Source organism: Scandinavium sp. (genome assembly GCF_032012665.1).
In the GTDB taxonomy this organism is placed as follows: Bacteria; Pseudomonadota; Gammaproteobacteria; order Enterobacterales; family Enterobacteriaceae; genus Scandinavium.
On record NZ_DALZVG010000021.1, the window covers coordinates 37913 to 50039 of the forward strand.

Annotated in this window: 11 protein-coding genes; 8 read left to right on the forward strand and 3 right to left on the reverse strand. The window is 57.9% G+C overall.

What is annotated here, in order from left to right:
- The first annotated feature begins 1 nt into the window (after position 1).
- Genes hypB through RTU33_RS16065 form a run of 6 tightly spaced genes read left to right on the forward strand, consistent with a single transcriptional unit; the run spans position 2 to position 5828 of the window.
- The gene (gene hypB / locus RTU33_RS16040) at positions 2-871 is read left to right on the forward strand and encodes a hydrogenase nickel incorporation protein HypB (protein ID WP_312628684.1); all 870 of its coding nucleotides are present in this window, start codon (positions 2-4) and stop codon (positions 869-871) included.
- Positions 862-1134 carry a HypC/HybG/HupF family hydrogenase formation chaperone gene (locus RTU33_RS16045; protein WP_312628686.1) on the forward strand — a complete coding sequence of 91 codons (273 nt, stop codon included), beginning with the start codon at positions 862-864 and terminating at the stop codon, positions 1132-1134. Before hypB ends, RTU33_RS16045 begins: the two co-directional genes overlap by 10 nt.
- Complete coding sequence (gene hypD, locus RTU33_RS16050; protein ID WP_312628687.1) at positions 1134-2255, forward strand: hydrogenase formation protein HypD; 1122 nt, start codon at positions 1134-1136, stop codon at positions 2253-2255. Before RTU33_RS16045 ends, hypD begins: the two co-directional genes overlap by 1 nt.
- The gene (hypE, locus tag RTU33_RS16055; protein ID WP_312628688.1) at positions 2252-3262 is read left to right on the forward strand and encodes a hydrogenase expression/formation protein HypE; all 1011 of its coding nucleotides are present in this window, start codon (positions 2252-2254) and stop codon (positions 3260-3262) included. The genes hypD and hypE overlap by 4 nt, the downstream gene beginning before the upstream one ends.
- Before the next feature lie 21 nt (positions 3263-3283).
- A complete protein-coding gene (gene flhA / locus RTU33_RS16060) occupies positions 3284-5350 on the forward strand; it encodes a formate hydrogenlyase transcriptional activator FlhA (protein ID WP_312628689.1) in 2067 nt (688 codons plus the stop codon).
- A gap of 49 nt (positions 5351-5399) precedes the next feature.
- The gene (locus tag RTU33_RS16065; protein ID WP_312628690.1) at positions 5400-5828 is read left to right on the forward strand and encodes a TOBE domain-containing protein; all 429 of its coding nucleotides are present in this window, start codon (positions 5400-5402) and stop codon (positions 5826-5828) included.
- Positions 5829-5849: 21 nt separating this feature from the next.
- Here RTU33_RS16065 and RTU33_RS16070 read toward each other — a convergent pair whose 3' ends face one another.
- The gene (locus tag RTU33_RS16070) at positions 5850-6209 is read right to left on the reverse strand and encodes a nitrous oxide-stimulated promoter family protein (protein ID WP_312628691.1); all 360 of its coding nucleotides are present in this window, start codon (positions 6207-6209) and stop codon (positions 5850-5852) included.
- Between the two features lie 530 nt (positions 6210-6739).
- On the opposite strand from RTU33_RS16070, the gene RTU33_RS16075 reads away from it, so the two are divergent.
- Positions 6740-6994 (forward strand): SymE family type I addiction module toxin, encoded by a 255-nt coding sequence (locus RTU33_RS16075; protein ID WP_312628692.1) that lies wholly within the window; start codon positions 6740-6742, stop codon positions 6992-6994.
- Between the two features lie 157 nt (positions 6995-7151).
- Positions 7152-9713 carry a DNA mismatch repair protein MutS gene (gene mutS / locus RTU33_RS16080; protein WP_312628693.1) on the forward strand — a complete coding sequence of 854 codons (2562 nt, stop codon included), beginning with the start codon at positions 7152-7154 and terminating at the stop codon, positions 9711-9713.
- Positions 9714-9834: 121 nt separating this feature from the next.
- Here the strand turns inward: mutS and rpoS are convergent, their stop codons facing one another.
- The gene (gene rpoS / locus RTU33_RS16085; protein ID WP_032613624.1) at positions 9835-10827 is read right to left on the reverse strand and encodes an RNA polymerase sigma factor RpoS; all 993 of its coding nucleotides are present in this window, start codon (positions 10825-10827) and stop codon (positions 9835-9837) included.
- Positions 10828-10885: 58 nt separating this feature from the next.
- Positions 10886-11977: a murein hydrolase activator NlpD gene (gene nlpD, locus RTU33_RS16090; protein ID WP_312628737.1), complete on the reverse strand. Its 1092-nt coding sequence runs from the start codon at positions 11975-11977 to the stop codon at positions 10886-10888.
- Positions 11978-12127 lie beyond the last annotated feature (150 nt).

Here is a 12127-nt window from a genome sequence, read left to right on the forward strand (position 1 = left end):
TATGTGTACAACCTGTGGTTGTGCGGATGGCAATCGCTATATCGAAGGCGATGAGCACAATCCGCATTCAGCTTTTCGCGGAGCGCCCTTTGCGCCCGCATCACGCCCGGTCATGGCCATCACCGGCATAAAATCCGACTTTAGCCCGCAGCAGTCCGCTCAGGGCGATCTGCATTACGGCCACGGCGAAGCGGGCACCCATGCGCCGGGGATGAGCCAGCGCAAAATGCTGGAGGTGGAAATCGACGTGCTGGCGAAAAACAACCAGCTTGCGGCACGCAACCGCGCGCGTTTCGCCGCCCGCGAGCAGCTGGTGCTGAACCTGGTGTCGAGCCCCGGCTCCGGCAAAACCACCCTGCTCACCGAAACGCTACAGCGCCTGAAAGATCGGGTGCCGTGCGCCGTCATCGAAGGCGATCAGCAGACGGTCAACGACGCGGCCCGTATTCGCGCCACCGGTACGCCTGCGATTCAGGTCAACACCGGTAAAGGCTGTCACCTTGATGCACAGATGATTGCCGACGCCGCGCCGCGCCTGCCGCTCGAAGATAACGGTATTTTGTTTATCGAAAACGTCGGCAACCTGGTGTGCCCGGCGAGCTTCGATCTCGGCGAGCGACACAAAGTTGCGGTGCTGTCCGTCACCGAAGGGGAAGACAAGCCGCTGAAATATCCGCAGATGTTTGCCGCCGCGTCCCTGATGCTGCTGAACAAGGTCGATCTGCTGCCGTATCTGAATTTTGACGTCGACAAATGCCTCGCTTACGCCCGTCATGTGAACCCGGACGTTGAAACGATCCTGATTTCCGCGACCAGCGGCGAAGGCATGGAAGAGTGGCTGGCCTGGCTGGAGGCGCAACGATGTGCATAGGCGTACCGGGGCAAATCTGCGCCATTGACGGCAACCAGGCGAAAGTGGACGTCTGCGGCATTCAGCGTGACGTCGATCTGACGCTGGTCGGCGCGGTGAATGAACAAGGCGAATCGCGCATGGGCCAGTGGGTGCTGGTGCACGTCGGTTTCGCCATGAGCGTGATTGATGAAGCCGAAGCCCGCGACACGCTGGCGGCATTGCAGAACATGTTTGACGTAGAGCCGGACGTCGGCGCGCTGATGTGGGGCGAGGAACGCTAATGCGCTTTGTTGATGAATACCGCGAGCCGGAGAAAGTGATGCAGCTGATTGCCCACCTGAAAAGCAGAGCGCCGCAGCTGCCTTACAGCAAAGGGCGTCCGCTGCGGATTATGGAAGTGTGCGGCGGGCATACGCATGCGATTTTCCGCTTTGGCCTCGACCAACTCCTGCCGGAGAACATTGAGTTTATTCACGGCCCGGGCTGCCCGGTCTGCGTGCTGCCGATGGGCCGCATTGATACCTGCATTGATATTGCCAGCCGCCCGGAGGTGATTTTCTGCACCTTCGGCGATGCCATGCGCGTACCGGGCAAAAACGGCTCGCTGATGCAGGCCAAAGCGCGCGGCGCGGATATCCGCATGATTTATTCGCCGATGGACGCCCTGCGTCTGGCGGCAGAAAACCCGCAGCGCAAAGTGGTGTTCTTTGGTCTCGGATTTGAAACCACGATGCCCGCCACCGCCATCACGCTGCAGCAGGCGAAGGCACAAAACCTGACCAACTTTTTCTTTTTCTGTCAGCACATCACGCTTATCCCGACGCTTAAGAGCCTGCTTGAACAGCCCGACAACAGCATCGATGCGTTTCTTGCACCAGGCCACGTGAGCATGGTGATTGGTACGGCGAGCTACGATTTTATCGCCCGAGATTTTCACCGCCCGCTGGTGGTAGCCGGTTTTGAGCCGCTGGACCTGTTGCAGGGCGTGAGCATGCTGGTGGAGCAGAAAATTGCCGGAGAGAGCCACGTCGACAACCAGTACCGTCGCGTGGTGCCGGATGCCGGGAACGCGCTGGCGCAGGCGGCCATCGCCGACGTGTTTACCGTCAACGGCGACAGCGAGTGGCGTGGGCTGGGCGTGATTGCCGAATCCGGCGTCAGGCTAAGCGCGGGCTATCAGCGCTTCGATGCCGAAGCCCATTTCCAGCCGCAGCGGCGCGAAGTCAGCGACGATCCCCGTGCCCACTGCGGCGAGGTGCTCACCGGGCGCTGCAAACCCCATCAGTGCCCGCTGTTTGGCACAACCTGTACCCCGCAAAGCGCTTTCGGCGCGCTGATGGTCTCCTCAGAAGGCGCATGCGCGGCGTGGTATCAGTATCGAAGTCAGGAAGGTGAACAATGAAAACGGTGCAACTTGCCCACGGCAGCGGCGGCCAGGCGATGCAGCAGCTGATAGGCTCCCTGTTTATGCAGGCATTCCGTAACCCGTGGCTGGAGGAGCAGGAGGATCAGGCGCGTATCGATCTTGCCACGCTTACCGCCAACGGCGATCGCCTGGCCTTCTCAACCGACAGCTACGTCATCGACCCGCTGTTCTTCCCCGGCGGGGATATCGGCAAGCTCGCGGTGTGCGGCACGGCCAACGATGTCGCCGTCAGCGGTGCGATCCCACGCTATCTTTCCTGCGGTTTTATCCTTGAAGAAGGACTGGAGATAGCGCTACTGGAGAAGGTCGTCAACAGCATGGCGCAGACCGCGAGGGCCGCCGACATCGCCATCGTCACCGGTGACACTAAAGTCGTGCCGCGCGGTGCCGCGGACAAGCTCTTTATCAACACCGCGGGCCTCGGCGCTATTCCTGCGGACATACACTGGGGCGCGCAGCGGCTGCAACCGGGCGACGTGCTGCTGGTCAGCGGTACGCTCGGCGATCACGGCGCAGCTATCCTGAATTTGCGCGAACAGCTTGGGCTGGATGGCGATCTGCAAAGCGACTGCGCGGTGCTCACGCCGTTGATTCAGACGCTGCGCCATATTCCAGGCGTGAAGGCCCTTCGCGATGCGACGCGCGGCGGCGTAAATGCCGTTGCCCACGAATTTGCCGCCGCCAGCGGCTGCGGCGTGATGCTGCATGAAGCGCGCCTGCCAGTCAAAAGCGCGGTGCGAGGCGTGTGTGAACTGTTGGGCCTCGATGCGCTGAACTTCGCTAACGAAGGCAAGCTGGTTATCGGGGTCGCCGCTGAAGCCGCCGAACGGACGCTGGCAACGCTTCGGGCTCATCCGCTGGGCTGCGATGCCGCAATTATCGGTGAGATCGCCGAACGCAGAGGCGTGCATTTGACCGGGCCGTATGGCGTACGCCGGACGCTGGATTTACCGCACGCCGAACCGCTGCCGCGGATCTGCTAAGGCCACTACAGGACAAGCATTATGCCTACCACCGCAATGAGCGATCTCAGCCAGCAGGGGCTGCTCGACATCACCCGCGCCTTGTTACAGCAAAACGATTTAAACGGCGTGTGCGAAACGCTGACTCGTCTCGTCCGCCAGGCCGGTCTTGGCGATCGCGTGGCCGTGCTGCTGTGGCAGCCGGGCTATCAGCGCGTCAGCTATCACGCCAGCGCCCCCTACGATAATGACCGCCTCGTTCAGGAGGAAAGCCTTCTGGCGCAGGGGCCCATGCAGCGCCTGCTTACCCGGCCGGACACTCTGCAATGCGACTTTCACGAATTTGGCAAAGCCTGGCCGGAGCTCGCGGCATGCGAACGCTATTGTGCGTTTGGCCGCTACGCCCTGCTGCCGCTGGCTCAGGAAGGCAGAATTGTCGGCGGGTGTGAGGTCATACGCACCCGCCCGACCGCCTGGAGCGATGCTGAATTGCAAAGGCTGCAAACGCTGACGCAGCTGGTCGCTATCGTCACGGAGCAGTTTCAGAGTCGCCTGAGCTCGGGCAGTGACCGCCAGCAGCTGCAGCTTGAGCGGGACAACTTCCGCATCCTGGTGGACGTCACCAACGCCGTACTGTCGCGCCTCGATATCGACGAGCTGGTCAGCGAGGTGGCGAAGTCGCTGCATCACTACTTCCACATTGATGCGATAAGCGTGGTGCTGCAAAGCCCACAGCCGGGCAAACTTGACGTTTATACCAGCCATTACCTCGACGGTGATGCGCCGCTGCATGACGTCAGCGAAGTGGCAAAGAGCGGCTCGCTCAGCGAACAGGTCTTTAAGCATCAGCAGATGATGCTGCTGACGCTGGCCGACATGCAGCTGGCGCAGGGCGACCGCCAGCTTTTTTCGCTGTGGGGCAACGAGCTGCAAAGCATTTGCCTGCTGCCGCTGCTGTCTGGCGACACGACGCTCGGCGTCCTTAAGCTCGCCCAACGCGACAAGCAGGTCTTTACGGCCAGCAATCTCCGACTGCTGCACCAGATTGCCGAGCGGGTGGCGATTGCGATTGATAACGCGCTGGCCTACCAGGAGATCCAGCGCCTGAAAGAGCGGCTGGCGGATGAGAACAAGGTGCTCACCGAGCAGCTCAATACGCTGGATAATGAGTTTGGCGAAATCATCGGCCGCAGCGACGCAATGCGTGACGTGCTGCGCCAGGTAGAGATGGTGGCGCAAAGCGACAGCACCGTGCTGCTCCTCGGCGAAACCGGCACCGGTAAAGAGCTGATTGCGAGGGCAATCCATAATCTCAGCCGCCGCCGCGAGCAGCGAATGATCAAGATGAACTGCGCCGCGATGCCCGCCGGGCTGATTGAAAGCGATCTGTTTGGCCACTCGAAAGGCGCGTTCACCGGCGCAAGCGCCCCGCGCGCCGGGCGTTTTGAACTGGCGGATAAAAGCTCGCTGTTTCTGGATGAAGTCGGCGATATGCCGCTCGAGCTGCAGCCCAAGCTGCTGCGCGTGTTGCAGGAACAGGAGTTTGAGCGCCTTGGCAGTAATAAGCTGATTCGCACAGACGTACGCCTGATTGCGGCCACCAACCGCGATCTCCGCCAGATGGTCGAAGAGCGGCTGTTTCGCAGCGATCTCTATTACCGCCTGAACGTCTTCCCCATACAGCTTCCGCCGCTTCGCGAACGCCCTGACGATATCCCGCTGCTGGCGAAGGCGTTCACCACCAAAATCGCCCGTCGGCTGGGTCGCCAGATTGACAGCATCCCGGCGCGTACCCTGCAAACGCTGAGTGAGATGCCGTGGCCGGGTAACGTGCGTGAGCTGGAAAACGTGATTGAGCGCGCTGTTCTGCTGACGCCGGGCAGCGTTTTGCAACTTTCTCAGCCCGAAATGCCCTTCACCGCGCCCGGCCCGACGGCAGAACCAAAGCTTGAGGGCGAAGACGAGGCACAGCAAATTATTCGTATACTGAAAGAAACGAACGGCGTGGTCGCGGGACCGAAAGGGGCTGCGCAGCGTCTTGGGCTCAAGCGTACGACGCTGCTTTCCCGGATGAAACGTCTCGGCATTGAGAAAGACGCACTGGTGTAAATCACCGTGACGGGCTATAAAACCTGCACACTCAAAGAAAGGAGGCAATATGTCAGTATCAGCACGCAATCAGCTTAGCGGGAAAGTCAGCGCCGTCGCATCGGGCGCAGTGAACGACGAAGTTGAATTGACCCTCGCGGACGGGGCAAAGCTTGTGGCGATCGTCACCCACAGCAGTCAGCAGGCGCTCGGTCTTGTTGCAGGTAAGGAAGCCGTGGCGCTGATCAAAGCGCCGTGGGTAACCCTTGCCAGCGAAGACTGCGGCCTGAAATTCTCTGCGCGCAATCAGTTTGCCGGCAGCGTTTCGCAGGTGACGGAAGGCGCGGTAAACGCAACGGTACATATCAAAACGGATGCCGGGTTTGAGCTTGTCGCCGTAATCACCAACGAGAGCCAGCATGAGATGAAGCTCACTGCCGGCAGCCGTGTCATTGCCCTGATCAAAGCTTCGGCTATTCTGCTCGCCACCCGCGCTTAAGTACCAGACACGCCGTGTATGCTACGGCGTGTTTCCCCGTTTCTTTGGCCGATATTTCTCCGGCAACTCGGGCACTGCACGACGATCGTCGAGCAAATGCAGGATCGTCAGGATCGGATGCCGCCACAGCATTCTCGGCCCTGCCCAGCGCATAATCTGCTTCATCTCTTCCCGCTTTGCGGGCTGATAGCAATGCACCGGGCACTGCTTGCAGGCGGGTTTCTCCTCACCAAAGACGCATTTATCCAGCCGCTTATCCGCGTAGGCGTTCAGCGCCTGATAGTGCTCTTCGTCCTGCAACGCCTGCGGACAGCGCCGGGCGTAGAGCGCTATCATCCGGCGGATAGTCAGCTTTTCCCGGCCAATACGGCTTGCGGTCATCAGGATTCTCCGGTCTATAAGTTGCATTGATGATACCTGTTCAGGTGCCGCCATTCCATTCTCTGGATCAATGCCTGTCCAAAAAGCGATCCATGATGCATGAAGGAAAACGCGTTGATGAAACAACACCAAAGCTTTTAATTGTTATGCGAGCAGCCACACCACTTCGGCAATGCCCCGGCTCAGGGTTTATGCCGGGTGCACGGGCATATTGCTTATCCCGGCACAGCTTCTGGCGGCGGCCTCACCTTTTACCTGGGCCTGGCTGAATACTCGTCCCGGAATGCAGGGGACCCTATGGTTTTCGCTCATTCCCGGCGTAATGATCGCGTTTCGTACCATGGCGTTGGCAAAACAGACGCGTACTTTTCGGCCTTATACCGGGCAACCTTCCAGTTCAGCATGAAACATCAGATCAATTTCATTTGCCGTGGAAGCCGCTACGCAATTCTGAGATATGTTTCACGAACACCTGTTTTTACATCCACCCCTTACGTATTCTTCCCATACAAAAAAAGGAGTGAAGCGACATGAATCCACCCGTTACGCTGATAAAAGAGGAAGCCAAATCCGCACGCCGGATCAAGGTCGGCTATGTCAGGAAGCGCCACCAGGATCCCAAAACGGGACGTACACGCCGTTATAGCCTTCATCCAAGCCTGGTGTTGAGCGGGAACTGGCTAAAAGAGGCGGGTTTCCCTACCGGCGCATGCGTGTCAGTAACCATTAAGCACGGGCAGCTGATTTTACAGTCTGAGCAAAAGCCGGTTCACACACTGGACTAAGGCCAGATTTCGTCACTTTTTGTTGAAATTTCAGGCTCGCTTCAAGTGCAGATTTTACTGCGAGAACAGGCGCGTTCATGCGACAATGACCGCAACGATTTTGCATATAAAATGCCTGAATATTATTGTTTTTCAACGAAATGGACATCATAACTCCATGAGCACACTCGACAATTTAGACGCCCACACGCCGATGATGCAGCAGTACCTGAAGCTGAAAGCCCAGCATCCGGAAATCCTGCTCTTTTACCGCATGGGCGATTTTTACGAGTTATTTTACGACGACGCCAAACGCGCTTCGCAGCTGCTCGATATCTCGCTAACCAAACGCGGGGCATCCGCAGGTGAGCCCATTCCGATGGCGGGCGTGCCGCATCATGCCGTTGAAAACTACCTCGCTAAGCTCGTCAATCTTGGTGAGTCAGCCGCCATCTGTGAGCAGATTGGCGACCCGGCCACCAGCAAAGGCCCCGTCGAGCGTAAAGTCGTCCGCATCGTCACGCCTGGCACCATCAGCGATGAAGCGCTGTTGCAGGAGCGCCAGGATAACCTGCTGGCCGCCATCTGGCAGGACAGTAAAGGCTACGGCTATGCTACGCTGGACATCAGCTCCGGTCGCTTTCGCCTGAGCGAGCCCGCAGACCGGGAAACCATGGCGGCAGAGCTCCAGCGTACCAATCCTGCTGAGCTGCTTTACGCGGAAGACTTTGCCGAAACGGCGCTGATTGAAGGCCGACGTGGCCTGCGCCGTCGCCCGCTGTGGGAATTCGAAATTGATACCGCACGCCAGCAGCTAAACCTGCAGTTCGGCACGCGCGACCTCGTTGGTTTTGGCGTGGAAAATGCGCCGCGTGGCCTGTGCGCTGCGGGTTGCTTATTACAGTATGTGAAAGACACCCAACGCACTTCCCTGCCGCATATTCGTTCCATCACCATGGAGCGCCAGCAGGACAGCATCATCATGGATGCGGCAACGCGCCGGAATCTGGAAATTACCCAGAATCTGGCGGGCGGCATCGAAAACACGCTGGCCGCCGTGCTGGATCGCACCGTGACGCCAATGGGCAGCCGCATGCTGAAACGCTGGCTGCATATGCCCGTGCGCGATACAAAAGTTCTTATCGAGCGTCAGCAAACGCTCGGCGCATTACAGGATCGCTATGATGAACTGCAGCCGGTTCTGCGCCAGGTTGGCGACCTGGAGCGTATTCTTGCACGCCTCGCCCTGCGTACAGCGCGCCCGCGTGATTTAGCCCGTATGCGCCACGCCTTCCAGCAGTTGCCGGAATTGCGCGAACAGCTGATGAGCGTGGACAGCGCTCCCGTGCAAAAACTACGTGAAGCGATGGGGGAATTCACCGAGCTTCGCGAACTGCTAGAACGTTCGATCATCGAAACGCCGCCGGTGCTGGTTCGCGACGGTGGCGTCATTGCGCCGGGCTATCATGAAGAGCTGGATGAGTGGCGTGCGCTGGCCGATGGCGCAACGGACTACCTCGACAGGCTGGAGATTCGCGAACGCGAACGCCTTGGGCTGGATACGCTGAAGGTAGGCTATAACGCCGTTCACGGATACTACATTCAGATAAGCCGTGGTCAGAGCCACATGGCACCGATTCATTACGTTCGCCGCCAGACTCTGAAGAACGCCGAGCGCTATATCATTCCGGAACTCAAAGAGTACGAAGACAAAGTGCTGACATCGAAAGGCAAAGCGCTGGCGCTGGAAAAACAGCTCTATGATGAACTGTTCGACCTGCTGCTGCCGCACCTGGCGGAACTGCAGCAAAGCGCAGCGGCGCTGGCTGAGCTCGATGTTCTGGTGAACCTTGCGGAACGTGCAGAAGCTCTGAACTACTGCTGCCCAACGTTCAGCGACAAGCCCGGCATTCGCATCACCGAAGGCCGTCATCCGGTCGTCGAACAGGTGCTAAATGAGCCGTTTATCGCCAACCCGCTAAATCTGTCACCGCAGCGCCGGATGCTGATCATCACCGGGCCGAACATGGGCGGTAAAAGTACCTATATGCGCCAGACCGCGCTGATTGCCCTGCTGGCCTATATCGGCAGCTACGTTCCGGCGCAGAAAGTGGAGATCGGCCCGATAGACAGGATCTTTACCCGCGTCGGCGCAGCGGACGATCTTGCCAGCGGTCGCTCTACCTTTATGGTTGAGATGACAGAAACCGCAAATATTCTGCACAATGCCACCGAGCAGAGCCTGGTGCTGATGGATGAGATCGGCCGCGGAACCTCAACGTACGATGGCCTTTCTCTCGCATGGGCCTGCGCCGAAGGCCTCGCAAACCGTATTAAAGCCCTGACGCTGTTCGCAACCCACTATTTCGAGCTGACGCAGCTGCCGGAAAAAATGGAAGGCGTGGCGAACGTTCATCTCGATGCGCTGGAGCACGGCGACACTATCGCCTTCATGCACAGCGTGCAGGATGGCGCGGCCAGCAAGAGCTACGGCCTTGCCGTTGCTGCACTGGCGGGCGTGCCGAAAGAGGTGATTAAACGCGCGCGTCAGAAACTTCGCGAGCTGGAAAGCCTGTCGCCAAATGCCGGAGCGACGCAGGTTGACGGCACGCAGATGTCATTGCTTTCCGCACCGGAAGAAACGTCTCCTGCCGTAGAAGCACTGGAAAATCTTGACCCGGATTCACTGACGCCGCGCCAAGCGCTGGAGTGGATCTACCGATTGAAGAGTCTGGTGTAACCTCCGCTGCCGGGCGGCACTGCGCTTGCCCGGCCTGCTAAAGCAGCATAGGCCCTATGCCAAAGAAAAAGGCCAGTCTCTCGACTGGCCTTTTTGATGGAAACTGGTTTATTCACGCTATTTATTCACGGAAAAGCGCTTCGATATTCAGCCCTTGCCCCTGCAAAATCTCACGCAGGCGACGCAGACCTTCAACCTGAATCTGGCGAACGCGTTCACGCGTCAGACCAATTTCACGGCCAACATCTTCAAGCGTTGCGGCTTCATACCCCAGTAAACCGAAACGACGCGCCAGCACTTCACGCTGTTTGGCGTTCAGTTCGAACAGCCATTTGACGATGCTTTGCTTCATGTCATCGTCCTGCGTGGTGTCTTCCGGACCGTTGTCTTTTTCATCGGCCAGGATGTCCAGCAGCGCTTTTTCGGAGTCACCGCCCAGGGGTGTGTCAACCGAGGTAATACGCTCGTTGAGACGCAGCATACGACTGACGTCATCAACCGGTTTGTCCAGCTGCTCAGCTATCTCTTCTGCACTTGGCTCGTGATCCAGCTTATGGGATAACTCACGTGCGGTACGCAGATAAACATTGAGCTCTTTGACAATGTGAATTGGCAGACGAATAGTACGGGTTTGGTTCATGATTGCCCGTTCAATGGTCTGACGAATCCACCAGGTTGCATAGGTTGAGAAACGAAATCCGCGTTCCGGGTCGAATTTTTCGACCGCGCGAATCAGCCCCAGATTGCCCTCTTCAATCAGATCCAGCAAAGCCAGACCACGATTGCTGTAACGACGGGCAATTTTCACCACCAGACGCAGGTTACTTTCAATCATCCGGCGGCGGGAGGCAACGTCACCACGCAGCGCGCGTCGTGCAAAATAGACTTCTTCTTCGGCTGTTAGCAGTGGAGAGTAACCAATCTCCCCAAGGTAAAGCTGAGTCGCATCCAGCACACGCTGTGTGGCGCCCTGTGATAACAGCTCTTCCTCAGCCAGGTCGTTATCACTGGGTTCCTCTTCTACTAAGGCTTTCTCGTCGAAAACCTCTGCTCCGTTCTCATCAAATTCCGCGTCTTCATTTAAATCATGAACTTTCAGCGTATTCTGACTCATAAGGTGGCTCCTACCCGTGATCCCTGGACGAAACACACCTCACGGTTGTTTCGCCTAATTATCGCTGCGGCAAATACTGCAGCGGGTTGACGGATTTCCCCTTGTAACGAATTTCAAAATGCAAGCGTGTAGAACTGGTTCCGGTGCTACCCATGGTAGCGATTTTCTGCCCCGCCTTCACTTCCTGTTGTTCCCGGACCAGCATAGTATCGTTATGGGCGTAGGCGCTCAGGTAATCATCGTTGTGTTTGATGATAATAAGATTACCGTAACCGCGCAGTGCGTTACCGGCATACACAACGCGCCCATCTGCGGTCGCGACGATAGCCTGTCCCTTACTGCCTGCAATATCGATCCCTTTATTGCCGCCATCGCCGCCACTAAAGTTTTCGATGATTTTACCGTCGGTCGGCCAGCGCCAGGAGGAGATTGGCGAACTGGTAGACGTAGAGCTTGCAGTCGGTTGGGTAGTGCTGACAGCGGGTGCCGTGACAGGCGCGACGACCGTAGTCGAAGGCTTATTGTTAGGCAACATTTTGTTAGCACTTTGTTCACCTGAATCCTCAGAATACGTAATTGTTGGTTTAGACGCAACCACTGCGGAGGAATTTTGTGCAGGTTTTGAGACTAATCCAGGCGAAGCGCCGCTGGCTTCTGCGCTGGCCTGTGCTACTGCGTTATTCCCGGTGATAGGCTGCCCGGAAGCATTGCCGACCTGCAGCACCTGCCCCACGTTCAGCGCATACGGCTCCGGCACATTGTTGCGCTGCGCCAGGTCGCGGAAATCGTTGCCGGTCACCCATGCAATATAAAACAGGGTGTCGCCGCGCTTAACGGTATAGGTGCTACCGCCGGTATAGCTGCCTTTTGGAATATCACCGTATTTACGGTTATAGACCGCATGACCATTCACAATCTGCACCGGCTGTTCTGTCGCAGCGGGCTGCTGTTGCATCGGCTGGATCTGCGGCTGAACCGGAGCCGTCTGAACCGGCTGAGGCTGTGGCACCGACTGGGCCGGAGTGCCCATTTTTGGCGGCGGTGTAATTAACATTCCGGAATCGCTGCCGGACGACATTCCACCTACCGACGTGACCGGAGCGGGGGCATTACTGGACGATGTGCATCCTGCCAGCCAAAGTGAAACCAGTGATAAAGCCGCTACGCGACTAACGGTGAATTTAGGGCTTCCCGCGCTCATTTATCCCCCAGGAATGTGTTATCTGCCAGTGACTTAGTAACCGTGAAACGTGACGGTAATCACACTAAAAAGTGCGCTCACCCTACGCCATAAGCGGCG

Coding starts and splice junctions, on each gene's coding strand:
- hypB (WP_312628684.1), top strand. CDS start 2: ATGTGTACAACCTGTGGTTGTGCGGATGGCAATCGCTATATCGAAGGC.
- RTU33_RS16045 (WP_312628686.1), top strand. CDS start 862: ATGTGCATAGGCGTACCGGGGCAAATCTGCGCCATTGACGGCAACCAG.
- hypD (WP_312628687.1), top strand. CDS start 1,134: ATGCGCTTTGTTGATGAATACCGCGAGCCGGAGAAAGTGATGCAGCTG.
- hypE (WP_312628688.1), top strand. CDS start 2,252: ATGAAAACGGTGCAACTTGCCCACGGCAGCGGCGGCCAGGCGATGCAG.
- flhA (WP_312628689.1), top strand. CDS start 3,284: ATGCCTACCACCGCAATGAGCGATCTCAGCCAGCAGGGGCTGCTCGAC.
- RTU33_RS16065 (WP_312628690.1), top strand. CDS start 5,400: ATGTCAGTATCAGCACGCAATCAGCTTAGCGGGAAAGTCAGCGCCGTC.
- RTU33_RS16070 (WP_312628691.1), bottom strand. CDS start 6,209: ATGACCGCAAGCCGTATTGGCCGGGAAAAGCTGACTATCCGCCGGATG.
- RTU33_RS16075 (WP_312628692.1), top strand. CDS start 6,740: ATGAATCCACCCGTTACGCTGATAAAAGAGGAAGCCAAATCCGCACGC.
- mutS (WP_312628693.1), top strand. CDS start 7,152: ATGAGCACACTCGACAATTTAGACGCCCACACGCCGATGATGCAGCAG.
- rpoS (WP_032613624.1), bottom strand. CDS start 10,827: ATGAGTCAGAATACGCTGAAAGTTCATGATTTAAATGAAGACGCGGAA.